The organism is Pseudonocardia sp. ICBG601 (genome assembly GCF_020496245.1).
Genome location: NZ_JAHLJA010000148.1, coordinates 2,329,293 through 2,354,329 on the forward strand (window position 1 = coordinate 2,329,293; position 25,037 = coordinate 2,354,329).

Sequence of the window (25,037 nt, forward strand, 5' to 3'; positions counted from 1 at the left end):
GATGCCGGAACTGCCCGAGGTCGAGGTCGTCCGCCGCGGCCTCGCCGACCACGTGCTGGACCGGCGGATCGCCCGCGTCGAGGTGCTGCACCCGCGCGCGGTACGCCGGCACCCGACCGGCGCGGACGACTTCACCGGCCGGCTGACCGGGCGCACGCTGTCCGCGGCCGCGCGGCGCGGCAAGTACCTGTGGCTGGAGCTGGACACCGCAGGCCCCGGCGACGACGCGCTGCTCGCGCACCTGGGCATGTCCGGGCAGATGCTCGTCGAGCCCCCGGACGCGCCCGACGAGAAGCACCTGCGGGTCCGCGTCCGCTTCGACGACGACGGCCCCGAGCTCCGCTTCGTCGACCAGCGCACCTTCGGCGGCCTGTCGGTGCACCCGCTCGCCGCGGCCGCGGGTGGCGGCCTGGTGCCCGAGCCGGTCGCGCACATCGCGCGCGACCCGATGGACCCGGCGTTCTCGGCCGACGACGCCGTCGCGGCGCTGCGTCGCCGTCGCACCGAGGTCAAGCGGGCGCTGCTCGACCAGACCGTCGTCTCCGGGATCGGCAACATCTACGCCGACGAGGCGCTCTGGCGGGCCCGGCTGCACGGCACCCGGCCCACCGAGAAGCTCACCCGGGCCCAGGGCCACGCCGTCCTCGACGCCGCGACGACCGTCATGCACGAGGCGCTCGCCCAGGGCGGGACCTCCTTCGACGCGTTGTACGTCAACGTCAACGGCGCCTCGGGCTACTTCGACCGCTCCCTGAACGTCTACGGCCAGGCGGACCGGGCGTGCCGTCGCTGCGGCACCCCGATCCGCCGGGACGCGTTCATGAACCGCTCGTCGTTCACCTGCCCGCGGTGCCAGCCGGCGCCGCGGCCCCGTCGCTGACCGGCGCCCGAGGTCAGGAGCAGTCGCGGCGCAGCAGGTCCTCCGGGGTGTCGCGGCGCAGCAGCGGCAGCGACGCCCCCGCGGCGACGGCGACCACCGGCGGTCGCGGGACCTGGTTGTAGGTCGAGGCCATCGACGCGTGGTACGCGCCGGACACCGGCACCGCCAGCAGGTCCCCGGGCGCGACGTCGGCGGGCAGCCGGACGCCGTCGGCGATCACGTCGGAGGACTCGCAGTGCCGCCCCGCCACGCGGACCGTCTCCAGCGGCGCCCGGGTGGCGCGCCCGACGAGCCGGACCGGGTAGCGGGCGCCGTAGAGGGCGGGGCGCGGGTCGTCGCTCATGCCGCCGTCGACCAGCACGGTGGTGCGGCCGTCGCCGCAGCGCTGCACGGCGCCGACCCGGTAGAGCGTCACCCCGGCCCGGGCGACGACCGCGCGTCCCGGCTCGACCAGCAGCCGCGGCTCGTCGATCCCGTGCGCCGCGCAGGTCCGGGCCAGGGTGCCCCGCACGGCCCGGCCGAAGGCCGCCGGGTCCAGGCAGGGCTCGCCCTCGGCGTAGCCGACCGCGTGGCCGCCGCCCAGGTCCAGCTCGGCGACGGTGATCCCGTACCGCGCGCGCAGCGCCGCGATCACGCCCACCATCCGGACCGCGGCGCGCTCGTAGCGCGACACCGACGGCACCTGCGAGCCGAGGTGGCAGTGCAGCCCGGCCAGCTCGAGCTCGGGGCGGGCCAGCACCCGTCCGGCGACCTCGCACGCCTCGGCGGGCGGCATCCCGAACCACGACGACGCGGTGCCGGTCGTGAGCCCCGGGTGGGTGCCGGCGTCGACGTCCGGGCTGATCCGCAGCAGCACCTTCTGCCGGTGCGGCGCGAGCGCGGCGATCCGGTCGACCTCCGCCGCCGAGTCCAGCACGATCCGCCCGACGCCCGCGGCGAACGCCGCCTTGAGGTCCTCGTCGGTCTTGACGGTGCCGTGCAGCACGATCCGGTCGCCGGGCAGCCCCGCGGCCGCGGCCACCGCGACCTCGCCGCCGGAGCAGGCGTCGACCGAGCAGCCCTCGTCGGCGACCAGGCGGGCCATCCCGCGGCAGAGGAACGCCTTGCCGGCGTAGACGATCTCGGCGTCGGGCAGCGCGGCCCGGTAGGCGCGGCAGCGGGCGCGGACGTCGGCGGTGTCGAGCACCTGCACCGGGGTGCCGAAGCGGGCGGCGAGCTCGGCGAGGTCGACCCCGCCGATCTGCAGGGCGCCGTCGGAGGTCGCGCGGGTTGTGACCGGCCACAGGCCCGGCTCGAGGCGGGCGGCCAGCGTCGGGCGGAGGGAGGGGAGCAGGTCGGCGAGGGTCACCGGGATGACTCCTTGGTGGCGGGCGCCCGGTGCGGGCGCCGTGCCCCTCCGTTGTCACCCCGCGGGCGCCTCCGTGCCCGCTCCCGCTACGCCGCCCTGACGCGGCCGGTGCCACCGCTGGCGGCACCTTGACACGCACAGGGTGCAGTGGTGCGCGCACTACTGCGCACTGCGTAGTACTCTTCGGTGCGCAAGGAGGTGCGATGGACACCAGTCAGCTGCTCAAGGGAGTGCTCGATCTCGCGGTGCTCGCCGTGCTCGACCGCGAGGACGGGTACGGCTACGAGGTCGTCCGCGCGCTGCGCGCGGCCGGGCTCAGTGAGGTGGGGGACGCGTCGGTCTACGGCACGCTGCGCCGGCTCTACGGTGCGGGTCTGCTGACCTCCTACGTCGTCCCCAGTGAGGAGGGGCCGCACCGCAAGTACTACGCGATCAACGAGCCGGGCCGGACCCGGCTGCAGGAGACGACCGACCGGTGGCGCGCGTTCGCCACCACGATGGAAGGCCTGGTGGGCACGTGAGCACCGACGGCACCGGCGGCCCCGACGGCGCCGCCACGACCCGGATCGGCGACCCGGTCGGCACCGAGTACCTGCTCGGGCTGCGGGAGGCGCTGTCCGACCTGCCCCCGGCGGAGGTCGAGGAGATCGTCGAGGACGCGCGGGGCCACCTCGCCGACCTCTCCGACGAGCTGGGCCCCGGCTTCGGCCGGGCCGCGGTCCGCGAGCGCCTCGGCACGCCGGAGGCCTACGCGGCGGAGCTGCGCGCCGCGGCGGGCTATCCGGCCCCGCAGGCGCCCGCCGAACGACCCCGCACGGGCGGGGCGTGGTTCGCGGTGATCGCGCTCCTCGGCGCCACCGGCCTGATGGTCCTCGCGGGCCTCGCCGTGTGGCAGGTCGGGCCCTCGGCGGCGCTCCCGATGTTCCTCGCGGCACTGGCCGCCGGGGCCGGGGCGCTCGCCGTGTGGTCCGACGGGCCGGGGCAGCCGTCGGTCGCGGCGCTGCCGTCGGTGGTGGCGCTGCGGGAGCGGATCGCCCGGACCCGCGACGACGGCGGGGTCGGCGCGTTCGTCCTGACCCTCCAGCCCGGCTGGTGGGTGCTGCGCGGGCTGGTCGCGGCCGGCTTCGTCGGATGGGTGTTCGGCGGGGGCGGGTCCGCCGGGTTGCTGATCACCGTCGTCCTCGCCGTCGCCGCGGTTCCGCTGTCGGTGCTGCTCGGCCGCCGCAGCGCGGCCGACCGCCGGCTGCTGTGGGCCGTGGTGCCGCTGAACGCACTGGCCGCGGGCCTGCTGGTGGCCGGGGTGCTGGCCCAGGGGCAGGACCGCGACACCGACGTCTCGTCGTACACGCCGCCGCCGGGGCTGACCCTCGACGGGAACACGGTGTCCGACGTGCGGCCCTTCGACGCGAAGGGCAGGCCGCTGACCGGGGTCTACCTGTTCGACGAGAACGGCCGCCCGCTCGCCGTCGACGACGGGTACTGCCCCACCGACGGCTCCGCGGCCACCTCGACCGCCCCGGCACCCGGGCCGTACCCGCAGGGTGTGCGCACGACCGACCCGTCGTCGGGGGAGTGCGTGACCGTGCCCCCGCCGCCGCTGGTCGTGACGATCCCGCAGACCACGGCGGCCCGTCCGAGCACGCAGGCGCCGCCGACCGCGCCGCAGGCGACCCCGGCACCGGCCACACCCGGGGCCGGCGGCTGAGCCGGGGGCCGGGCGTCCACGGGGGGTGGACGCCCGGCCCTCAGAGCCAGTCGTTGTGCTTGAACGCCAGGTACAGCCCCAGCCCGAGCAGCAGCATCAGCCCGATGGCCATCGGGTAGCCCAGCGCCCAGTGCAGCTCCGGCATCTCGTCGAAGTTCATGCCGTAGATGCCGGCGATCAGGGTCGGCGCGAACAGGATCGCCGCCCACGACGACACCCGCTTCATCTGCTCGTTCTGCGCGAAGCCCGCCTCGGTGAGCCGGGTCATCTCCTCGTTCTGCCGTTGCGCGACCAGGGTGGAGTTGACCGTCAGGATGTTGCCGAGCAGGTCGCGGAACCCCTCGACGCGCTCCCGCACCCGGGTGGCGTGGTCGATCACGTCGCGCATGGCCCGGCGCAGCTCCAGGTCCGGGGCGTCGCCGGACTTGGCGAACCGGGCCCGCAGCTCGACGAAGATCTCCTGCAGCGGCTCGACGGCCCGCTGGAACGCGATGACCTGCCGGGTCAGCTGGTAGATGCGCCGCGACACGTTCGGGTCGCCGCGGAAGACCTGCACCTCGATCTCGTCGATGTCGTCCTGCAGGCCGTCGAGGACGGGGAAGTAGTCGTCGACGACCCGGTCCAGCACCGCGTAGAGCACCGCCATCGGGCCGTGCGAGAGCAGGTCCGGGTCGCCCTCCAGCCGGTCGCGGACCTCGCCGAGCTGCGGCTCGGCGGCGTGCCGGACGGTGATGACGAAGTCCGGGCCGAGGAACAGGTGCACCTCGCCGATCTCGACGACCTCGTCGGAGTCGACGTAGCGGGCCGGGCGCAGCACCACGAACTCGGTGCTGCCGTAGCGCTCCAGCTTGGGCCGCTGGTGGGCGTTGACGGTGTCCTCGATCGCCAGCGCGTGCAGCCCGAACTCCGCCGCGACCTGGTGGATCTCGTCGACGCCCGGCCGCAGCATGCCGATCCAGCAGAACGCGGGTGCGTCGCCGCCGTGGTCGGCACGGCAGCCCTGCAGCGCCTCGACCGCGCTGTCGACGGAGTCGGGCGCCGCCGCCCGCTTGCCGTCGACGTAGACCGCGTTGTCGATCACCGACATGCACAGACCTCCCCGCCGGGCCGGCCGGGCGGGTGCCCGGGCCGTCACCGAGCAGGGTAACCAGCGCTGTGCCGCGCAACCGCCGGGACGAGGTGGGTGACCAGCGCGGTCGCCAGCAGCCCGGCCAGGAGTTCCAGGTCCCGCGCGCCGGTGTGCAGCTCGGCGAGGCGGTGCAGCCCGAAGCCGTCGGCGAACCCCCAGCAGACCGCCGCGGCGGCCAGCGCACCGGCCGCCGTCGTCGCGACGGCGAGCGCCGCCGTCCCCACCACCGCGACGGCGACCGCGACCGCGGCGACGAGGCCGGGCCCCGCACCGGCTGCCCCCGCGGCACCGGAGGCGAGCCCCGCGGCGACGCCGGTGGCGATCGCGGCGACGAAACCGGCGCCCCCGGACAGGGGCGGCGGCGGGACCGGACGGGCGGGGCGGCGCTGCAGCATGCGCGGGAGCGTGCGCCCCCGGCGGCGGACCGGCCGGGCTCCTGACGCGGTGTTGGCGTCGTCACGCGCGTGTGTTGACGGGTTCCTGAGACCGACCGCCCGTCCGGGGGGCGTGATGGCCACCACCGGGCGTCAAGAACGCGTCAACGCGCGACCCGGTGGGCGTCAATCCGCCGTCATCGCCGTGGGCGCGACCCCCGGTGCGGCGCACGATCCCCGCAGCCCGCCGGACATGCCGGCGGGTGGGCACGACCGAGGAGAGTCCCGTGGCCGACCTGGCCTACATCGCGTTGCTGGTGGCGTCCTTCGCCGTCCTCGCGCTCACCCTGCGCGGGATGGAGAAGCTGTGATCGCGAACATCGCCGGGGGTGTGCTCGCCCTGGCCCTGCTGGTCTACCTGGTGATCGCGCTGCTCCGCCCGGAGCGGTTCTGATGGCGGGGCTCGCGCAGGCGGCGGCGCTGGTGGCGCTGCTCGCCGTGACCTGGAAGCCGCTGGGCGACTGGATGGCGCGGGTCTACACCGACACCCGGCACTGGCGGGTCGAGCGGCTCGTCTACCGGGTCTGCCGGATCGACGCCGCGTCCCCGCAGCGCTGGACGACCTACGCCGCGGGCGTGCTGGGCTTCTCGTTCGTCTCGATCGCGCTGCTCTACCTGATGCAGCGGCTGCAGGCCTTCCTCCCGCTCGGGTTCGGCCGCGGCACCGACGGCGCCACCTCGGTGTCGCCCGCGATGGCGTTCAACACCGCGGTGTCGTTCGTGACCAACACGAACTGGCAGTCCTACGTGCCCGAGCAGGTGCTCGGCCACACCGTGCAGATGGCCGGGCTGACCGTGCAGAACATCGTGTCCGCCGCCGTCGGCATGGCGGTCGCGGTCGCGCTGGTCCGCGGCTTCGTCTCCCACGGCGCGACCGGCGACGACGAGGGGGGCCGGATCGGGAACTTCTGGGTCGACCTGACCCGCGGCGTCGTCCGGATCCTGCTGCCGATCGCCGCCGTCGCCGCGGTCGTGCTCGTCGCCACCGGCGTGGTGCAGTCGCTGCGGTCCGGTGTCGACGTGACCACCGTCGACGGCAGCGTCCACACCCTGGCGCTCGCCCCGGCCGCCTCGCAGGAGGCGGTCAAGGAGCTCGGCACCAACGGCGGCGGCATCCTCAACGCCAACTCCGCGCACCCGTTCGAGAACCCGAACCCGCTGTCGAACCTGCTCGAGATCTTCCTGATGCTCGTCGTCCCGGTCGCGCTGACCCGCACGTTCGGCGTGCTGGTCGGGCGGGTCCGCCAGGGCGTCGTGCTGCTGTCGGTCATGGGCGGGCTGTGGGCGCTGTTCCTCGCCGCGACCTGGCTCGCCGAGCTGCACCCCAACGGCCCGGCTGCGCTCGCCGCGGGCGGGGCGATGGAGGGCAAGGAGGTGCGCTTCGGCATCCCCGGCTCCGCCCTGTTCGTCGTGTCCACCACGGGCACGTCCACCGGCGCGGTCAACGCCACCCACGACAGCCTCACCGGGGCGGGCGGCGGCGTCGCGCTGCTGAACATGCTGCTCGGCGAGGTCGCCCCCGGCGGCGTCGGCTCCGGGCTCTACGGCCTGCTGGTGCTCGCGGTCATCGCGGTGTTCCTGGCCGGGCTGATGGTCGGGCGCACCCCGGAGTACCTGGGCAAGAAGCTCGGCCGGCGCGAGATCACCTACGCCGCCGTGTCGATCCTGGTCATGCCCGCGTTCGTCCTGATCGGCGCGGGCCTGGCCATCGCGCTGCCCGGCACCGCGGGAGCACTGGGCAACACCGGTGCGCACGGCTTCTCCGAGGTCCTCTACGCCTGGGCCTCGGCGGCCAACAACAACGGCTCCGCGTTCGGCGGGCTCACCGCGACCAGCGACTTCTTCCAGGCCGGGCTGGGGCTGGCCATGCTGTTCGGCCGGTTCGTGCCGATGCTGGCGGTGCTGGCACTCGCCGGCTCGCTGGCCCGCCAGCGCCGCGTCCCGGCCGGTGCCGGGACGCTCCCGACCGACGGCCCGCTGTTCGCCGGCCTGGTCGGCGGCACCGTGCTGCTCGTGTCCGCGCTGACCTTCTTCCCGGCGCTCGCGCTCGGCCCGATCGCCGAGGCCCTCTCGTGACCGCCACCCACCACCACCACCGCGCCGAGTCGGAGGAACCCGTGTCCGTGACGACCGAGCCGCAGACGGCACCGCCGAGCGCGACGCCGGTCGCCGCCGGGGCGTTCGCCCCCCGCCAGCTGCTGGCCGCCCTGCCCGAGGCCCTGCGCAAGCTCGACCCGCGGGTGCAGGCCCGCAACCCGGTCATGTTCGTCGTCTGGGTCGGGTCCGTGCTGGTCACGGTGCTCGCCGTCGCCGACCCGAGCGTCTTCGCGGTGCTCGTCGCGGTGTGGCTGTGGTTCACCGTGCTGTTCGCCAACCTCGCCGAGGCCGTCGCGGAGGGGCGCGGCAAGGCCCAGGCCGCCTCGCTGCGCGCCACCCAGCGCGACACCGTCGCCCGCAGGCTGGTCACCGACTCGCCCGCCGACCGCGACGCCGCCGAGGAGCAGGTCCCCGGCGCGCAGCTGCGCCTCGGTGACCTCGTCGTCGTCGAGGCGGGGGAGACGATCCCCGGCGACGGCGATGTCGTGCACGGCATCGCCTCGGTCGACGAGTCCGCCATCACCGGCGAGTCCGCGCCGGTCATCCGGGAGGCGGGCGGCGACCGCTGCGCCGTCACCGGCGGCACCACCGTGCTCTCGGACCGGATCGTCGTGCGGATCACGACGAAGCCGGGGGAGTCCTTCGTCGACCGGATGATCGCGCTCGTCGAGGGCGCCGCCCGGCAGAAGACGCCGAACGAGATCGCCCTGACCATCCTGCTGTCGGCGCTGACGATCATCTTCCTGCTCGCGGTGGCCGCGATCGCGCCGATGAGTGCCTACGCCGGGACCCAGGTGCCGCTGCTGGTGCTCACCGCGCTGCTGGTCTGCCTGATCCCGACCACCATCGGGGCGCTGCTGTCGGCGATCGGCATCGCCGGGATGGACCGGCTCGTGCAGCGCAACGTGCTCGCCACCTCCGGACGCGCGGTCGAGGCCGCCGGCGACGTCGACACCCTGCTGCTCGACAAGACCGGCACCATCACCTTCGGCAACCGGCGCGCCACCGCGCTGCACCCGGTCGGCGGCACCGGCGTCGAGGAGCTCGCCCGCGCCGCGCGGCTGTCCAGCCTCGCCGACCAGACCCCCGAGGGCCGCAGCATCGTCGAGCTCTGCGCGGCCGAGCACGGCCTCCCGCCGGAGGCCGACGCGACCGAGGCCGTCGCCGAGTTCGTGCCGTTCACCGCGCAGACCCGGATGTCGGGCATCGACCTGCCGGGCGGTGTCGTCCGCAAGGGCGCCGCGGCCGCGGTCCTGGACTGGGCGCGGGTCACCGACCGCGCCGAGGCGGACCGTCTGGTCGAGTCCATCTCCGACGGCGGCGGGACCCCGCTGGTCGTCGCCCGGGCCTCCGGCCCCGGCGGTGACGGTGCGGCCGTGCTCGGCGTGATCGAGCTGTCCGACGTCGTCAAGCCCGGCATGGCGGAGCGCTTCGCCGAGCTGCGGGCCATGGGCATCCGCACCGTGATGGTCACCGGTGACAACCCGCGCACCGCGGCCGCGATCGCCGCCCGGGCCGGCGTCGACGACCACATCGCCGAGGCCACCCCGGAGGACAAGCTCGCCTACATCCGCCGCGAGCAGGAGGGTGGGAGGCTCGTCGCGATGACCGGAGACGGCACCAACGACGCGCCCGCGCTCGCCCAGGCCGACGTCGGCGTCGCCATGAACACCGGCACCTCCGCCGCCAAGGAGGCCGGGAACATGGTGGACCTGGACTCCGACCCGACCAAGCTCATCGAGATCGTCGAGATCGGCAAGCAGCTGCTGATCACCCGCGGCGCGCTGACGACGTTCTCGGTCGCCAACGACCTCGCGAAGTACTTCGCGATCCTGCCCGCGATGTTCGTGACGCTGTACCCGTCGCTGGGGCTGCTCAACGTCATGGGCCTGGCGACGCCGGAGTCCGCGATCCTCTCCGCGGTCATCTTCAACGCGCTGGTGATCGTCGCGCTGATCCCGCTCGCCCTGCGCGGGGTGCGGTACCGGCCGTCGTCGGCGGCGTCGCTGCTGCGGCGCAACCTGCTGATCTACGGCCTCGGCGGGGTCGTCACCCCGTTCGTCGGGATCTTCCTCATCGACCTGCTCGTCCGCTTCGTCCCGGGGATCTGATGCTCACCACCCTGCGCCGCCAGACCGCGACCGGCCTGCGCCTGCTCCTCGTCATGACCGTCCTGTGCGGCATCGTCTACCCGCTCGCGATCTGGGGCGTCTCCCGCCTCCCCGGGCTCTCCACGCAGGCCGAGGGCTCGGTGCTCCCCGGCGGCACCGGCTCGTCGCTGATCGGGATCGACCCGGTCGCCGCCGACCCGGCGGCCGACCCCTACTTCCACACCCGCCCGTCGTCGACGTCGACGGCCGAGGCCGGGCTCGGCCCGGCCGACACGACGACCTCCGGCGGCTCCAACAAGGGCGGCTTCGACACCGGCCTGCTGGAGTCGGTGCAGCAGCGCCGGGCGGTGATCGCCGCCCGGGAGGGCGTCGACCCCGCCGCCGTCCCCACCGACGCCGTCACCGCGTCCGGCTCCGGGCTCGACCCCGACATCAGCCCGGCCTACGCCGCACTCCAGGCGCCGCGCGTCGCCCGCGTCACCGGGCTCCCGCTGTCGCGGGTCCAGGAGCTCGTCGCCGACGCCACCAGCGGGCGCACCCTGGGCTTCCTCGGGGAGCCGCGGGTGGACGTCACCGAACTCAACCTGTCCGTGCGGGACGCGCGGTAGTGGGACGGGACCACAATGGCCGGGTGAGGGGAGAACTGCGCATCCATCTCGGTGCCGCGCCCGGGGTCGGGAAGACCTTCGCCATGCTCGGCGAGGCCCACCGCAGGCTCGGGCGCGGCGCCGACGTGGTCGTCGGGGTCGTCGAGACCCACGGGCGGGAGCGCACCGCGGGGCTGCTCGACGGCCTCGAGACGGTCCCGCGGCGCACCGTGCTCCACGGCGGCACCGAGCTGCACGAGATGGACGTCGACGCCGTCCTGGCCCGGCGCCCCCAGGTCGTGCTGGTCGACGAGCTCGCCCACACCAACGCGCCCGGCTCGCGCCACGCCAAGCGTTGGCAGGACGTGGAGGAGCTGCTCGACGCCGGCATCGACGTCATCTCCACGGTCAACGTGCAGCACCTGGAGTCCCTCGGCGACGTCGTCGAGACCATCACCGGGGCCCGCCAGCAGGAGACGGTGCCCGACGACGTGGTCCGCCGCGCCGAGCAGATCGAGATCGTCGACATCACCCCGGAGGCGCTGCGCCGCAGGCTCGCGCACGGCAACGTCTATCCGCCCGAACGCGTCGACGCCGCCCTGGCGCACTACTTCCGGGTGCCCAACCTCGTCGCCCTGCGGGAGCTCGCGCTGCTGTGGATCGCCGACGAGGTGGACGTGGTGCTGCGCCGCTACCGCACCGAGCAGCAGGTGTCCGACGTGTGGGAGACCCGCGAGCGGGTGGTCGTCGCGCTGACCGGTGGCCGGGAGTCCGAGACGGTGCTGCGCCGTGCCGCGCGGATCGCGAAACGCTCCGGCGGCGCCGACCTGATGGCGGTGCACGTGCTGCGCGGCGACGGCCTGGTCCCCGGCCGCGCCGGGGCGCCGGTGCTCGCCGCGGACCGGGTGCGGCGGATGGCCGAGGGGGTCGGGGCGAGCTTCCACACCGTCGTCGGGGAGTCCGTCGACGACGCCCTGCTCGACTTCGCCCGCGGGGCCAACGCCACGCAGCTGGTGCTGGGCACCTCCCGGCGCTCCCGGCTGGCCCGGGTGTTCGACCCCGGCATCGGGGCGCGGGTGGTGCAGGAGTCCGGCCCGATCGACGTGCACATGGTCACCCACTCCGCCGCCGGGCGGGCCCTGCGGCTGCCGAGGCTGCGCAGCGGGCTGCCCGCGGGCCGGCAGGCCGTCGGCTGGGCGACCGCCGTGCTCGCCCCGGCGGCGGCGACCCTGCTCGGGATCGCGCTGACCGACTGGGTGGACCTGTCCACCGACGTCGTCCTCTACTTCCTCGCGACCGTGCTCGCCGCGCTGGCGGGCGGGCTCGGCCCGGCGCTGCTCGCGGCGCTGCTCGGCGGGCTGCTGCTGAACTTCTTCCTGTCCCCGCCGCTGTACTCCCTCGCGATCGCCAACCCCGGCAACGTCATCACCGTGGCGACGATGCTGCTGGTGGGGGTGCTGGTGGCGCTCGTCGTCGACCGGGCGGCCCGGCGGGCGGAGCAGGCGGCGCGGGCCCGGGCGGAGGCCGCGCTGCTGGCGTCGTTCGCGCGGACCGTCCTGACCCGGTCCGACCCGCTGCCGCGGCTGCTGGACCGGGTCCGCGAGACCTGGGCGCTGCAGTCGGTGGCACTGCTCGAACAGGGCGAGGACCGGGTATGGCGCCGGGTCGCCTGCACCGGCGACGCCGGGGCGTGCGACCGGCCGGAGAAGGCCGACGTGGACGTCGTCGTCGACGAGGGGCTGCACCTGGTCGGGACCGGCCGGGCCCTGCCCGCGGCCGACCGCAGGCTGCTGGAGGTCGTCGGCGGGCAGGCGCTGCTGGCGCTGCGCGGGCAGCGCGCCGAGGCCGGGGCCGCCGACGCCGAGCGTCGCGCGGCCGCCAACGAGACCCGCGGCGCGCTGCTCTCGGCCGTCGGGCACGACCTGCGCAGCCCGCTGACCTCGATCAAGGCCGCCGCGAGCAGCCTGCGCGACGAGCACCTCCCGCTCGGACCGGAGGACCGCGCCGAGCTGCTGGCGACCGTCGAGGAGTCCGCGGACCGGCTCACCGGCCTGGTCGACAACCTGCTCGACTCCTCCCGGCTCGCCGCGGGCGCGGTGACCCCGCTGCTGGCCCCGGTCGGCTACGACGAGGTCGCCGCCACCGCGCTGCTCGGCCTGGAGGGCGCCGACCGGGTCCGGGTCGAGATCGACGAGGACCTGCCCGACGTGCTCGCCGACGCGGGCCTGCTCGACCGGGTGCTCGCCAACGTCGTGGACAACGCGCTGCGGCACGGCGGGACCGAGGTGTTCCTGCGCGCCAGCGCCTACTCCGACCGGGTCGAGCTGCGCGTCGTCGACCGGGGGCGCGGTGTCGCACCGCGCGAGCGCGACGCGTTGTTCGCCGCGTTCCAGCGCCTCGGCGACCGCGACGCGACGTCCGGGCTCGGCCTGGGGCTGTCGGTGGCGCAGGGGCTGACCGTGGTGATGGGCGGCGAGCTGACCGCGGAGGACACCCCGGGCGGCGGTCTCACCGTCGTCGTCTCGCTGCCCGCCGCGCCGGTGGGGGTGGCCCGGTGAGCGGGGGCGGCAACGGCGTGCGGGTGCTGGTCGTCGACGACGACCCGCAGATCCTGCGGGCCCTGCGGATCAACCTCACCGCGCACGGCTACACGGTGCTCGTCGCCGCCGACGGCTCCGCCGCGCTCCGGGCGGCCGCGGACGGGCACCCGGACGTCGTCGTGCTCGACCTGGGGCTGCCCGACCTCGACGGCACCGAGGTCGTCGAGGGGCTGCGCGGCTGGAGCACGGTGCCGGTGATCGTGCTGTCCGCGCGCACCGACTCCACCGACAAGGTCCGGGCGCTCGACGCCGGCGCCGACGACTACGTGACCAAGCCGTTCGGGATGTCCGAGCTGCTGGCCCGGCTGCGGGCCGCGGTGCGCCGCGCCGCCGTGTCGACCGTCGACGGCGAGGCCGTCGTGACCACCGCGGACTTCACCGTCGACCTGGCCGCCAAGACGGTCGCGCGCGCCGACGGCGCCGAGGTGCACCTGACCCCGACCGAGTGGGGGATCCTGGAGCTGCTGGTGCGCCACCGCGGCAAGCTCGTCGAGCAGAAGCGGCTGCTGCGCGAGGTCTGGGGCCCGCAGTACGGCACCGAGACCCACTACCTGCGGGTCTACCTCGCCCAGCTGCGGCGCAAGCTGGAGCCGGTGCCGTCGCGGCCGAAGTACCTGATCACGGAGGCGGGGATGGGGTACCGGTTCGACGGCTGAGCCGGTCTCAGCGGCCGAAGTCCTGGGTCCAGTACCCGTCGGCCAGCCCGACGCCGATCGTGGTCAGCGAGCAGTTCAGGATGTTCTTCCGGTGCCCGGGGGACTCCATCCAGTCCTGCACGACGGTCGCCGCGTCCGGCTGGCCCATCGCGATGTTCTCCGCGCCGGGGGAGTCGTAGCCCGCCGCGGTGATGCGGTCGGCGAAGTCCCGGCCGTCGCGGCTGTCGTGGGCGAAGTAGCCCTGGGCGGCCATGTCCTCGCTGTGGCCCTGGGCGGCCGCGCTGATCCGCGGGTCGGCCCGCAGCGCACCGCAGCCCGCGGCGGCCCGTTCGGCGTTGGTCAGCTCCACGACGCGGGCGAGCTCGCCGGAGAGTCCCGCGACCGCGCCGCCGGCGGGTGACGCCGCGGCCCGGGCCGGGGGTGCTGCCTCCGCGGTGGCGGCCGCCGCGGTGGTCGCGGCGGCCGCGGAGGCGGCGGTGGCCGCCTCGTGCGCGGAGAGCGCGTCGAGCGCGGTCCGGGCGGAGGAGCCCGGGTCGGCCGGGGCGGCGGCGAGCGCACCGCGGACGAGCGCGGCGCCGTCGACCGGGGCGCCGTCACCGGCCGGGGCCGGGGCCGTCGTCGCGTAGGCGGCGCCGACCGCCCGGAGCGGCTGGGTGTCGGAGACCGGTCCGCCGGGCCGTTCGGCGTCGGGCGAGCCCGCTGCGGTGAGCGCCGGTGCGGTGAGCGGGGCGGCCATGGCCAGCACGGCGCCGGCCCCCACCCCGCCGAGCACGGCGCTCGCTGCGCGCGGTGTGCGTCGTCGGGTCACGGCCGCGTAACGTACCAGCACTGTGAGTGGCAACACGGATTCGACCGTTCGGCTGATCGCATGGGTCCAGGGGGAGGTGCAGGGCGTCGGTTTCCGCTGGTGGACACGGTCGCGGGGGCTCGAGCTCGGCCTCGTCGGCCAGGCCCGCAACCTGTCCGACGGCCGGGTCGCGGTGACCGCGGAGGGTGACCGTGCCTCCTGCGACCGCCTGCTGGAGCTGCTGCGCGGCGGGGACACCCCGGGGCGGGTGACGTCGGTGTCGGAGCAGTGGGCTGAGCCGTCCGGCGCATTTTCCGGGTTCGTCGAGGCCTGACCGCTCAGTTCTGTCGGTGCGGGGGTCTACACCTGTGCCCACACCGACCCCGGAGGTCCCGATGCCCGTCCAGATGACCCCGTACCTGCACTTCGACGACAACGCGCGCGAGGCGATGGAGTTCTACCGCTCCGTGCTGGGCGGCGAGCTGCAGGTCATGACCTTCGGTGACATGGGCGCCGAGGGCCCCGTCCCGCCGCCGGACGGCGTCATGCACGCCTACCTCGGCACCCCCGACGGCTTCGCCCTCATGGCCTCCGACGGCGACCCGCGGCGCCCGACCGGGGCCCCGTCGGGCATCTCGGTCAGCCTCTCCGGCGACGACCCGGAGAAGCTGCGCGGCTTCTTCGCCGGGCTCGCCGAGGGCGGCGTCGTCGACGTCGCGATGGAGAAGCAGATGTGGGGCGACGAGTTCGGCCAGCTCACCGACCGCTTCGGCGTCCGCTGGCTGGTCAACGCCTCCACCCCCACCACCTGAGGGTGCGCCCGGATACCCTGGTCGCCCCCCGCGCACCTGGAGATCCCCGCCCGTGCACCTGAAGACGCTGACGATGAAGGGCTTCAAGTCCTTCGCCTCGGCCACCACGCTGCGCCTGGAGCCGGGGATCACCTGCGTCGTCGGGCCGAACGGCTCGGGCAAGTCCAACGTCGTCGACGCGATCAGCTGGGTGCTCGGTGAGCAGGGCGCCAAGGCGCTGCGCGGCGGCAAGATGGAGGACGTGATCTTCGCCGGCACGTCCGGCCGGGCGGCGCTGGGCCGCGCCGAGGTCACCCTCACCATCGACAACTCCGACGGCGCCCTGCCGATCGACTACTCCGAGGTCTCGGTGACCCGCCGGATGTTCCGCGACGGCGCCGGCGAGTACGAGATCAACGGCTCCCGCGCCCGGCTGCTGGACGTGCAGGAGCTGCTCAGCGACTCCGGCATCGGCCGGGAGATGCACGTCATCGTCGGGCAGGGCCAGCTCGACGGGGTGCTGCAGTCCAAGCCGGAGGACCGCCGCTCCTACATCGAGGAGGCCGCCGGGGTCCTCAAGCACCGCAAGCGCAAGGAGAAGGCGCTCCGCAAGCTCGACGCGATGCAGGCCAACCTCACCCGGCTCACCGACCTCACCGCCGAGCTGCGCCGCCAGCTCAAGCCGCTGGGTCGCCAGGCCGAGATCGCCCGCCGCGCCCAGGCCGTGCAGACCGAGCTGCGCGACGCCCGGCTCCGCCTGGCCGCCGACGACTACGTGACCCTGTCCGAGGAGACCCAGCGCGAGGAGGCGTCCCAGGAGCAGGCCCGGCGCCGCCGCGCCGAGGTCGAGGAGCAGCTCGACGTCGCCCGCGAGCGCCAGGACGAGCTGGAGACCGCGCTCGCCGCGGACGCGCCGCGGCTGCAGATCGCCCAGGACACCTGGTACCAGCTCTCCGCGCTGGCCGAGCGGCTGCGCGGCACGGTGCGCCTCGCCGAGGAACGCGTCCGCCACCTCACCTCCTCGGCCGAGGCGGGGCGCACCCCCGGCCGCGACCCGGACGAGACCGAGGCCGAGGCCGACGCGGTCGCCGAGCAGGAGGACGAGCTGGTCGCCGCCGTCGCCGTCGCCCGGCGCCTGCTCGACGAGGCCGTCACCGAGAAGGCCGAGCGCGAGCGGACCCTCGCCGCCGCCGAACGCGAGCATCTGGCCGCCGTGCGCGCCATCGCCGACCGCCGTGCCGGGATCGCCACCCTCGCCGGGAAGGCCGACGCGCTGCGCTCCGGGGTCGCCGCGACCGCGGAGGAGATCGAGCGGCTGTCCGAGGCGCTCGCCGAGGCGGGCGACCGGACCGCCGAGGCCGAGGCCGAGCTGGAGACCGCCCGGGAGTCCCTCGGCGTGTCCGGGGACGACGCGGACACCGACGCGCTCGCCGCCCGGGTGGAGCAGGCCGAGGCCGCGCACCGCAGCGCGGCCGAGCGGGTCGCCGAGCTGGTCGCCGCCGAACGCGACGCCGAGCAGCGCCGCGCGCACTGGCGGGCCCGGGTCGACGCCCTGCAGGTCGGCCTGGTCCGCCGCGACGGGACCGGTGCCCTGCTCGACTCCGGCGACGACGGGGTGCTCGGCGCCGTCGCCGAGCTCGTCGAGGTCGAGCCGTCCGGGCGGGCCGCGGTCGCCGCGGCGCTGGGCGAGCTGGCCGAGGGCGTCGCCGTCGCCTCCGTGGTGTCCGCGGCCGACGCGCTGCGGTCCCTGCGCCGCGGTGACGCGGGCCGGGCCGCGCTGCTCGTCGGCGCCGGGTCCGCCGGGGCCGACCGCGCCGCCGGACGGGTGCCGGTCCCGGTCCCCGACGGCGCCCCGCCCGCCGGGCGCTGGGCGGCCGCGCTCGTCACCGCCCCGCCCGCGCTCGCCCCGGCGCTGGGGGAGCTGCTGGCCGGGGTGGTCGTCGTCGACGGCCTGGACGCCGCGGCCACCGCCGTCGGGGCCCGGCCGGGGCTGACCGCGGTCACGACCGAGGGGGACCTGCTCACCGCGCACGCCGCCCGCGGCGGCACCGGCGCCGGGGAGGGCGCGCTGCAGCTGCAGGCCGCCGTGGACGACGCGGTCACCGCCCGCGACGCCGTCGACGCCGAGCTGGAGTCCCTGCGCCCCACCTGCGAGGGCGCCCGCGCCGAGGAGGCCGCCCGCGGGGCCGACCTGACCGCGGCCCGCGCCGCCGTCGCCGACGCCGACCGGCGCCGCTCGGCGGGCGCCGCCCAGCTCGGGCGGCTCGAACAGGTCGTCACCTCCGCCCGCGCCGAGGCCCAGCGGCTGCGCGACCGCCGCGACACCGTCGAACGGCGGCGGTCGGACTCGCTGATCGAGCTGGAGGCCGCCGAGCACCAGCTGTCGCTGGCCTCCGACGCCCCGGTCGACGACGAGCCCGACACCGAGCTGCGCGACGAGGCCGCCGAGCGGGTCGAACAGGTCCGCTCCGAGGAGGTCGAGTGCCGCCTCGCGCTGCGCACCGCCGAGGAGCGGGCCCGCGCCATCGCCGGGCGCGCCGAGACCCTGCGCCGCCAGGCGCACGGCGAGCGCCTCGCCCGGTCCCGGGCCGCCGCCGCGGCCGCCGAACGGGAGCGGGCCTCCGAGGTCGCCCGGCTCGTCGTCGACGCCGGGCACGTCGCCGCCGAGCGGATCGAACGCTCCCTGGCCGCCGCGGCCGCGGAGCGCGACGAGATCCAGGCCGCCCGCGCCGAACGCGAGCGTGCCCACACCGAGGCCCGCGACACCACCACGAAGCTCACCGCGCTGCTGGAGAAGCTCACCGACGCCGTCCACCGCGACGAGATGGTGCGCCAGCAGACCCGGATGCGCCTGGAGCAGCTGACCGAGAAGATCCTGGGCGACCACGGCATCGGCGTCGACGACCTCGTCGCCGAGTACGGGCCCGAGGTCCCGGTGCCGCCGTCGGCGGCCGAGACCGCCGAGTACGAGGCCGCCCGCGAGCGCGGCGAGCAGGTCTCCGCACCGCCGCCGGTCCCGTTCGACCGGCCCACCCAGGAACGCCGCCTCAAGCGGGCGGAGAAGGACCTGTCGCTGCTCGGCAAGGTCAACCCGCTCGCGCTGGAGGAGTTCGCGGCCCTGGAGGAGCGCTACAAGTTCCTGTCCACCCAGCTCGAGGACCTCAAGAACACCCGGCGCGACCTGCTCACCGTCGTCCGCGAGGTCGACGACAAGATCCTCGAGGTCTTCACCACCGCCTACCACGACGTCGCCGCCGAGTTCGAGACCGTGTTCGCGACGCTGTTCCCGGGCGGCGACGGCAGGCTCGTGCTCACCGACCCCGACGACATGCTCACCACCGGCATCGAGGTCGAGGCCCGCCCACCGGGCAAGAAGGTCAAGCGGCTGTCGCTGCTGTCCGGCGGGGAGCGCTCGCTGACCGCGATGGCGCTGCTCGTCGCGATCTTCCGGGCCCGGCCCTCGCCGTTCTACGTGCTCGACGAGATCGAGGCCGCCCTCGACGACGTCAACCTGCGCCGGCTCATCTCGCTGATGGAGGAGCTGCGCACGACCAGCCAGCTCATCGTCATCACCCATCAGAAGCCGACGATGGAGGTCGCCGACGCCCTCTACGGCGTCTCGATGCGCGGCGACGGCATCACCCAGGTCATCTCCCAGCGCCTGCGCCCCGCCTCCTGACCGGCTGACCGGCCCGTCCTGCACGGCGGGCCGGCCGGGCGTGGCAGGGTGGCGTCGTGACCACGCAGACCCTCTGGATCGTCGTCGCGATCGTCGTGGCGGTGTTGCTGATCGCCGTCGTCGCAGGGCTGGTGACCGCCCGCCGACGGCGCATCAGCCTGCGGTCCGACGAGCAGCAGCGCGAGCTCGGGACCGGTACGGACGAGCCACCGCGCACCGGCGGCAGCTACCAGGCCGGGGGCGGGTTCGCGTTCTCCTCCGGGACGGCCACCGCGCCCGAGCGGCCGCGCGCCCCCGGCGACGACGCCCCGACCGCCGCCACACCGACCCCCGCCACCCCGGCCGCGCCGGCGCCGCCCGCCGAGGCCGCCGACGCGCCGACCGCCGACGAGGTCCGGACCCCGCCCGGCGGCACACCCGTCGTCGACGGGGCGACCGAGGCCCGCACCCCGCCCGGGGGCATCCCGGTCAGCACCGCCCCGCCGGTCCCGTCGACCGCGCCGCCCAGCAGCCCGACCGTTCCCACCGAGCAGACCGGGACCGTCACCGGCACCCCGGACGCCCGCGTCATCGACACGGCCGAGGCCAGCAAGGACCCGGCCACCCGCCAGCTCCGCCGACCCGAGGGCCCCTCCGGGGCCGCCGGAACCGTGGCGACGCCCGACGGCGGCACCACCGAGCGGATCCCGGCCCCACCCGCCGCACCCGCCGCGAGTGCCCCGACCGAGCCGGTCGCCCGCCCGGGGACGGCCCCGAGCACCCCGACCGAGCCGGTCGCCCGCCCGGGGACCGCCCCGAGTGCCCCGACCGAGCCGGTCGCGCGTCCGGAGACGGTGGACCCGCAGGCCCCGGTCGCCCCGGGCGCCCCCACCGAGGAGATCGCCCCGGCCGAGGGCCGGATCGGCCGGCTGCGCGGCAGGCTGTCCCGCTCGCGCTCCGGGCTCGGACAGAGCCTGCTGGGCCTGCTCGGCGCCGGCGACCTCGACGAGGAGTCGTGGGAGGACGTCGAGGCCACCCTGCTGCAGGCCGACCTGGGCCCCGAGACGACCGCCGAGATCGTCGGGAAGCTGCGCGAGCAGATCGCGACCCGCGGCGTCCGCACCGCCGAGGCGGCCCGCGCCGCCCTGCGTGACGTGCTCGTCGAGGCCCTCGGCACCGGCCAGGACCGCTCGGTGCACGCGCTGCCGCACGACGGGCGCCCCGCGGTGCTGCTGGTCGTCGGCGTCAACGGCACCGGCAAGACCACCACCACCGGCAAGCTCGCCCGGGTGCTGGTCGCGGGCGGGCACCGGGTGACCCTCGGCGCGGCCGACACCTTCCGTGCCGCCGCCGCCGAGCAGCTCGTCACCTGGGGCGAGCGCTCCGGCGCCGGTGTCGTCCGCGGGCCCGAGGGCGCCGACCCGGCCTCGGTCGCCTTCGACGCCGTCAAGCGCGGCACCGACGACGGGGTGGACGCCGTCCTGCTCGACACCGCGGGCCGGCTGCACACCAAGACCGGCCTGATGGACGAGCTGGGCAAGGTCAAGCGCGTCGTCGAGAAGCAGGCCCGGGTCGACGAGGTCCTGCTCGTCCTCGACGCCACCACCGGCCAGAACGGGCTGACCCAGGCGCGGGTGTTCGGTGAGGTCGTGGACGTCACCGGGGTGGTGCTCACCAAGCTCGACGGCACCGCCAAGGGCGGCATCGTGTTCCGCGTCCAGCGCGAGCTGGGGGTGCCGGTCAAGCTCGTCGGGCTCGGTGAGGGGCCCGACGACCTGGCCCCGTTCGAGCCCACCGCGTTCGTCGAGGCACTGCTCGACTGAGTCACGGTGCGGGCCGTCCCGGACGGCCCGCACCGTGCGCCACGTCACGAACCGGACCATTCGGATGACCTTCGGTCCTCCGGATCCGGTTGGGTAACCCAACCGTCATCCGGTGCGGCGGCCTGTTAACCGTTACGAAACGGACAGGCGCCGAATGCGAAACACGCGATCACCATTCTTCCTCCCCAGTCAGCCAGATGGACGGACATGGGAGGAACAGTGCCTGCAGAGGCCCTCAACGGCGGCGACACCGCCTGGATCCTGGCGAGCGCCGCGCTCGTACTGCTCATGACACCGGGGGTCGCGCTGTTCTACGGCGGCCAGGCCCGGTCCAAGAGCGTGCTGAACATGATGATGATGTGCTTCAGCTCGCTGGGCCTCGTCGGTGTCCTCTGGATCCTGTTCGGCTACTCGATGACCTTCGGCCCGGACCTCGGCGGCGGCCTGCTGGGCGACCCGTTCGCCTACTTCGGCCTCACCGCGATCCTGGCGAACGACCAGGCCGCCGAGACGCTGCCACAGCTGGCCTTCGTCAGCTTCCAGGCGATGTTCGCGATCCTGACGGTCGCGCTGATCGCCGGTGCCGCCGCCGACCGCATGAAGTTCGGCGCGTGGATGCTCTTCTCCGGCCTGTGGGCCGTCCTGGTCTACTTCCCGATCGCGCACTGGGTCTTCGACCTGGAGCAGGGCTGGATCGCCACCACGCTGGGCGCGCTCGACTTCGCCGGCGGCACCGCCGTCCACATCAACGCCGGTATGGCCGCCCTGGTCCTCTGCATCATCCTGGGCAAGCGTCGCGGCTGGCCGCGTGAGGCGATGCGCCCGCACAACCTGACCATGGTCATGCTGGGTGCCGGTCTGCTCTGGTTCGGCTGGTTCGGCTTCAACGCCGGGTCGTCCGGTGCCGCCGACTGGGCCGCCGCCTACGCCTTCACCAACACCATCGCCGCCACCGCCGCCGCCATCCTCGGCTGGCTGCTGATCGAGAAGATCCGCTACGGCAAGGCCACCTCGCTCGGCGCCGCCTCCGGCATCGTCGCGGGTCTGGTCGCGATCACCCCGGCCTGCGCCTCGGTCTCGCCGCTGGGCGCGCTCGCCATCGGTGTCCTCGCCGGTGCGCTGTCGGCCTACGCGGTCGGCTGGAAGTACAAGCTCGGCTTCGACGACTCGTTCGACGTCGTCGGCGTCCACCTCGTCGCCGGCCTCTGGGGCACCCTGGCCATCGGCTTCTTCGCCACCGACATCGCCCCCGACGAGACCAACGGCCTGTTCTACGGCGGCGGCCTCGACCAGCTCTGGCGCCAGGCCGTGGCCGCGCTCGCCACGCTGATCTACTGCGGCATCGTGACCGCGATCATCGCGCTCGTCGTCAAGGCCACCCTCGGCCTGCGTGTCGAGGACGAGGCCGAGCAGGCCGGCATCGACGAGGCGGAGCACGCCGAGACCGGCTACGAGTTCTCCGGCCTGCGCGGCGGCGGCGGTCTCGGCTCCTCGCCGAAGCCCGCCACCGAGGCGAAGGCCACCCCCGCCGCGAAGCAGGAGGTCTGACCCGTGAAGCTCGTGACCGCCATCGTCAAGCCGTTCGTCCTGGAGGACGTCAAGGGCGCCCTGGAACAGATCGGCGTGCTCGGTCTGACCATCAGCGAGGTCCAGGGCTACGGCCGCCAGAAGGGCCACACCGAGGTCTACCGGGGTGCGGAGTACTCGGTCGACTTCGTGCCGAAGGTCCGCGTCGAGGTCGTGGTCGACGACGCGCTGCAGGACAAGGTCGTCGACGCGGTCGTCGAGGCCGCCCGCACCGGCAAGATCGGTGACGGCAAGGTCTGGGTGACCCCGGTCGAGACCGTGGTCCGCGTCCGTACCGGAGAACGCGGCGCCGACGCCATCTGACCGACGGTCCCTCGCGACGGCCCGTCGTGCTCCCTTCCCGGAGTGCGGCGGGCCGTCCGCCGTCCGGATTCGAATCGGACATCACGGCATGTATGCGGTCCACTACTCGAACGAACAGGAAGCGGGTGGCGCGGGGCGATGACGGTCCTCGGGTCGGGCGAAGCGGCGGACCTGGTCAAGGCGAAATCGGTCCTCCTGGAATCCAACGGCCGGCACCACCACGGCCCGGAGGCGTTGCGGGCCGCTCTGGTCGACCTGCACGACTTCTGGCTCTCCTCCCGGTGCGCGGCACTCGGGGTCGGCGGTGAGGGCAGCGGGACGGCGCTGGCGGCCGTCGGTGCGCTCGGACGGCGCGAGCTGTGCCCCTGGTCCGACCTCGACCTCGTGCTCCTGCACGACGGCCGGACCGACGTCGACGCGCTCGCGGAGAAGCTCTGGTATCCGCTCTGGGACGCCGGGATCGGGCTCGACCATTCGGTGCGCACCCCCGGACAGGCCGTCCAGATCGCGGCTACCGACCTGCGGGCGGCCTTCGGGCTGCTGGAGCTGCGGCACGTCGCCGGGGACGCGACGCTCACCGGCAAGGTCCGCGACGCCGTCCGCGCGGCCTGGCGGGCCGGGATGCGCAGCCGCTTCGACGAGATCGTCGACACCACCACCGACCGCTGGCGGCGCAACGGCGACGTCGCCCACCGCATCGAGCCGGACCTGAAGAACGGCCACGGCGGCCTGCGGGACGTGCAGCTGCTCGACGCACTGGCCACCGCCCAGCTCGTCGACCGGCCGGGGGCCGACGTCGTCGCCGCCCGTGGGCTGCTGCTGGACGTGCGCACCGAGCTGCACCGGCTCTCCGGCCGGGCCCGCGATGTCCTGCGCGCCCAGGAGGCCGACGACATCGCCACGATCCTCGACGTCGGGGACCGGTTCGACCTGGCCCGCGCCCTGTCCGGGGCGGCCCGCGCGGTCGCCTTCGCGACCGAGGTCGGGCTGCGCCAGGCCCGCAACGCGCTGCCCCGCCGGGGGCTCGCCGCGCTCCGTCGCCCGCCGGTGCGCCGGCCGCTGGACTCCGGCGTCGTCGAGCACGCGGGGGAGGTCGGGCTCGCCCGCGACGCGTCCGCGACGAAGGACCCGGCCCTGGTCCTGCGGGTCGCCGCCACCGCCGCCCGCACCGGGCTGCCGATCTCCGCGGGCACCCTGTCCCGGCTCGCCGACACCGCCCCGGAGCTGCGCGCGCCGTGGCCGCGGACCGCGCTGGCCGAGCTGCTCGCCCTGCTCGGGACCGGCAAGGCCGCCGTCGCGGTGGTCGAGTCGCTGGACCGCACCGGGCTGTGGGGGCGGCTGTTCCCCGAGTGGGGCGCGGTCCGCGACCTGCCGCCGCGGGACCGCACGCACGTCTGGACGGTCGACCGCCATCTCGTCGAGGTCTCCGCCGAGGCCGCCCGGCTCACCACCCGGGTCGCGCGCCCGGACCTGCTGCTGGTCGGCGCGCTGCTGCACGACATCGGCAAGGGCCGCGGCGGTGACCACTCGGTGGTGGGGGAGTCGCTGGTCCGCCAGATCGGCGAGCGGCTCGGGCTGCGCGAGGGCGACCTCGTGCTGCTGGCGGCGATGGTGCGTCACCACCTGCTGCTGCCGCACACCGCGACCCGTCGCGACCCGGAGGACCCGGCGACGGTGTCGCGGGTGCTCGAGACGCTGCGCGAGGCGGTCGCACCGGCCGGCCGGGGCGACGCCGACGTGGCGCTGCTGCTGGAGCTGCTCGACGCGCTGGCCGAGGCCGACTCGCTCGGCACCGGGCCCGGTGTGTGGAGCCCGTGGCGGCGCACCCTGATCCAGGGGCTGGCCGGGCGCTGCCTGTCCGCGCTCGACGGCCGTCCGTTCGTCGAGCCCGGCCCGCCGGACCCGGCCCACCAGGAGATGGTCGACGCCGTCACGGCGGCGGGGGAGCCGCAGGTCCGCTTCGCCGGCGAGGACGACGTCGCGTCGGTCACCGTCGCGCTGCCCGACGGGCGCGGGGTGCTGTCGGCCGTCGCCGGGGTGCTCGCCCTGCACTCGCTGCAGGTGCACACCGCCGACGTGAACGTGTCCGACGGGGTCGCGGTCGAGACGTTCGCGGTGACCCCGCGGTTCGGCGGCCTGCCCGACCCGGCGCTGGTCCGCTCCGACCTGGTGCGGGTGCGCGCCGGGTCGCTGGACTTGGTGCAGGCGCTGGCCCGCAAGGAACGCGACTACGCGCCGTCGACGCCGGAGGTGGAACGGACCGCCCCGCCGCGGGTGCTGTGGTTCGACGACGAGGCCACCGGCGCGGTCGTGCTGGAGCTGCGCGGCACCGACCGCATCGGGCTGCTCCACCACGTCACCGCCGCCCTCGAACGGACCGGGGTCGACCTCGTCTGGGCCCGGGTGGAGACCCTCGGCGCCTCGGTCGTCGACTCCTTCGGCATCGGCGGGTCCCCGGACCGGTCGGCCCGCAGCGAGATCGAGAAGGCGGTCCTCACGGTGGCCGCCGGGCGGGGGGAGGCCCGCCCCGCGACGTGACGC

At 75.3% G+C, this 25,037-nt stretch carries 20 protein-coding genes; 16 read left to right on the forward strand and 4 right to left on the reverse strand.

The features are described from left to right. Nucleotide 1 precedes the first annotated feature (1 nt). Complete coding sequence (gene mutM / locus KPL57_RS40465; protein WP_226355726.1) at nt 2–880, forward strand: bifunctional DNA-formamidopyrimidine glycosylase/DNA-(apurinic or apyrimidinic site) lyase; 879 nt, start codon at nt 2–4, stop codon at nt 878–880. Nucleotides 881–893: 13 nt separating this feature from the next. On the opposite strand, the gene lysA is transcribed toward mutM, so the two are convergent. Beyond that, nucleotides 894–2,228 carry a diaminopimelate decarboxylase gene (gene lysA, locus KPL57_RS40470; RefSeq protein WP_226355727.1) on the reverse strand — a complete coding sequence of 445 codons (1,335 nt, stop codon included), beginning with the start codon at nt 2,226–2,228 and terminating at the stop codon, nt 894–896. Between the two features lie 203 nt (nt 2,229–2,431). Here lysA and KPL57_RS40475 point away from each other — a divergent pair, with 203 nt between their 5' ends. Beyond that, nucleotides 2,432–2,749 carry a PadR family transcriptional regulator gene (locus tag KPL57_RS40475; RefSeq protein ID WP_226355728.1) on the forward strand — a complete coding sequence of 106 codons (318 nt, stop codon included), beginning with the start codon at nt 2,432–2,434 and terminating at the stop codon, nt 2,747–2,749. Further along, a complete protein-coding gene (locus KPL57_RS40480) occupies nt 2,746–3,933 on the forward strand; it encodes a hypothetical protein (RefSeq protein ID WP_226355729.1) in 1,188 nt (395 codons plus the stop codon). Before KPL57_RS40475 ends, KPL57_RS40480 begins: the two co-directional genes overlap by 4 nt. A gap of 40 nt (nt 3,934–3,973) precedes the next feature. Here KPL57_RS40480 and KPL57_RS40485 read toward each other — a convergent pair whose 3' ends face one another. Next, nucleotides 3,974–5,020: a magnesium and cobalt transport protein CorA gene (locus KPL57_RS40485; protein WP_226355730.1), complete on the reverse strand. Its 1,047-nt coding sequence runs from the start codon at nt 5,018–5,020 to the stop codon at nt 3,974–3,976. 44 nt (nt 5,021–5,064) lie between these two features. After that, complete coding sequence (locus KPL57_RS40490; RefSeq protein ID WP_226355731.1) at nt 5,065–5,457, reverse strand: hypothetical protein; 393 nt, start codon at nt 5,455–5,457, stop codon at nt 5,065–5,067. 370 nt (nt 5,458–5,827) lie between these two features. Between KPL57_RS40490 and kdpF the strand changes: the two genes are divergently transcribed. Genes kdpF through KPL57_RS40520 form a run of 6 tightly spaced genes read left to right on the forward strand, consistent with a single transcriptional unit; the run spans nt 5,828 to nt 13,547 of the window. Next, nucleotides 5,828–5,890: a K(+)-transporting ATPase subunit F gene (gene kdpF, locus KPL57_RS40495; protein WP_238590245.1), complete on the forward strand. Its 63-nt coding sequence runs from the start codon at nt 5,828–5,830 to the stop codon at nt 5,888–5,890. Then, nucleotides 5,890–7,572 (forward strand): potassium-transporting ATPase subunit KdpA, encoded by a 1,683-nt coding sequence (gene kdpA, locus KPL57_RS40500; protein WP_226355732.1) that lies wholly within the window; start codon nt 5,890–5,892, stop codon nt 7,570–7,572. The genes kdpF and kdpA overlap by 1 nt, the downstream gene beginning before the upstream one ends. A 41-nt stretch (nt 7,573–7,613) precedes the next feature. Next, nucleotides 7,614–9,704 (forward strand): potassium-transporting ATPase subunit KdpB, encoded by a 2,091-nt coding sequence (gene kdpB / locus KPL57_RS40505; RefSeq protein WP_374203866.1) that lies wholly within the window; start codon nt 7,614–7,616, stop codon nt 9,702–9,704. After that, nucleotides 9,704–10,312: a potassium-transporting ATPase subunit C gene (locus KPL57_RS40510; RefSeq protein WP_226355733.1), complete on the forward strand. Its 609-nt coding sequence runs from the start codon at nt 9,704–9,706 to the stop codon at nt 10,310–10,312. Before kdpB ends, KPL57_RS40510 begins: the two co-directional genes overlap by 1 nt. A 23-nt stretch (nt 10,313–10,335) precedes the next feature. Further along, entirely contained in the window at nt 10,336–12,849 is a 2,514-nt protein-coding gene (locus tag KPL57_RS40515) for a DUF4118 domain-containing protein (protein WP_226355734.1), read from the forward strand. Then, nucleotides 12,846–13,547 (forward strand): response regulator, encoded by a 702-nt coding sequence (locus KPL57_RS40520; RefSeq protein ID WP_308253085.1) that lies wholly within the window; start codon nt 12,846–12,848, stop codon nt 13,545–13,547. Before KPL57_RS40515 ends, KPL57_RS40520 begins: the two co-directional genes overlap by 4 nt. Before the next feature lie 7 nt (nt 13,548–13,554). Here KPL57_RS40520 and KPL57_RS40525 read toward each other — a convergent pair whose 3' ends face one another. Then, nucleotides 13,555–14,355, reverse strand: a complete 801-nt coding sequence (locus KPL57_RS40525; protein WP_226355735.1) for a CAP domain-containing protein — start codon at nt 14,353–14,355, stop codon at nt 13,555–13,557. A gap of 22 nt (nt 14,356–14,377) precedes the next feature. Between KPL57_RS40525 and KPL57_RS40530 the strand changes: the two genes are divergently transcribed. The 7 genes from KPL57_RS40530 to KPL57_RS40560 all read left to right on the forward strand — a co-directional run bounded on the left by KPL57_RS40530 (nt 14,378) and on the right by KPL57_RS40560 (nt 25,034). Continuing rightward, complete coding sequence (locus KPL57_RS40530) at nt 14,378–14,668, forward strand: acylphosphatase (RefSeq protein WP_226355736.1); 291 nt, start codon at nt 14,378–14,380, stop codon at nt 14,666–14,668. Between the two features lie 61 nt (nt 14,669–14,729). After that, entirely contained in the window at nt 14,730–15,146 is a 417-nt protein-coding gene (locus KPL57_RS40535) for a VOC family protein (RefSeq protein WP_226355737.1), read from the forward strand. A gap of 52 nt (nt 15,147–15,198) precedes the next feature. After that, complete coding sequence (smc, locus tag KPL57_RS40540) at nt 15,199–18,804, forward strand: chromosome segregation protein SMC (protein ID WP_226355738.1); 3,606 nt, start codon at nt 15,199–15,201, stop codon at nt 18,802–18,804. 56 nt (nt 18,805–18,860) lie between these two features. Further along, nucleotides 18,861–20,606, forward strand: coding sequence for a signal recognition particle-docking protein FtsY (gene ftsY / locus KPL57_RS40545; protein WP_226355739.1), 1,746 nt, complete (start codon nt 18,861–18,863; stop codon nt 20,604–20,606). Between the two features lie 288 nt (nt 20,607–20,894). Continuing rightward, entirely contained in the window at nt 20,895–22,154 is a 1,260-nt protein-coding gene (locus tag KPL57_RS40550; RefSeq protein ID WP_374203867.1) for an ammonium transporter, read from the forward strand. Between the two features lie 3 nt (nt 22,155–22,157). Further along, nucleotides 22,158–22,496 carry a P-II family nitrogen regulator gene (locus KPL57_RS40555; protein ID WP_062401001.1) on the forward strand — a complete coding sequence of 113 codons (339 nt, stop codon included), beginning with the start codon at nt 22,158–22,160 and terminating at the stop codon, nt 22,494–22,496. A 138-nt stretch (nt 22,497–22,634) separates the two neighbouring features. Then, the gene (locus tag KPL57_RS40560) at nt 22,635–25,034 is read left to right on the forward strand and encodes a [protein-PII] uridylyltransferase (protein WP_226355741.1); all 2,400 of its coding nucleotides are present in this window, start codon (nt 22,635–22,637) and stop codon (nt 25,032–25,034) included. Nucleotides 25,035–25,037 lie beyond the last annotated feature (3 nt).

What these genes read in the sequence shown, in the direction of transcription:
- mutM (WP_226355726.1), top strand. Translation starts at nt 2, where the DNA reads ATGCCGGAACTGCCCGAGGTCGAGGTCGTCCGCCGCGGCCTCGCCGAC.
- KPL57_RS40475 (WP_226355728.1), top strand. Translation starts at nt 2,432, where the DNA reads ATGGACACCAGTCAGCTGCTCAAGGGAGTGCTCGATCTCGCGGTGCTC.
- KPL57_RS40485 (WP_226355730.1), bottom strand. Translation starts at nt 5,020, where the DNA reads ATGTCGGTGATCGACAACGCGGTCTACGTCGACGGCAAGCGGGCGGCG.
- KPL57_RS40490 (WP_226355731.1), bottom strand. Translation starts at nt 5,457, where the DNA reads ATGCTGCAGCGCCGCCCCGCCCGTCCGGTCCCGCCGCCGCCCCTGTCC.
- kdpA (WP_226355732.1), top strand. Translation starts at nt 5,890, where the DNA reads ATGGCGGGGCTCGCGCAGGCGGCGGCGCTGGTGGCGCTGCTCGCCGTG.
- KPL57_RS40510 (WP_226355733.1), top strand. Translation starts at nt 9,704, where the DNA reads ATGCTCACCACCCTGCGCCGCCAGACCGCGACCGGCCTGCGCCTGCTC.
- KPL57_RS40535 (WP_226355737.1), top strand. Translation starts at nt 14,730, where the DNA reads ATGCCCGTCCAGATGACCCCGTACCTGCACTTCGACGACAACGCGCGC.
- KPL57_RS40550 (WP_374203867.1), top strand. Translation starts at nt 20,895, where the DNA reads ATGACACCGGGGGTCGCGCTGTTCTACGGCGGCCAGGCCCGGTCCAAG.
- KPL57_RS40560 (WP_226355741.1), top strand. Translation starts at nt 22,635, where the DNA reads ATGACGGTCCTCGGGTCGGGCGAAGCGGCGGACCTGGTCAAGGCGAAA.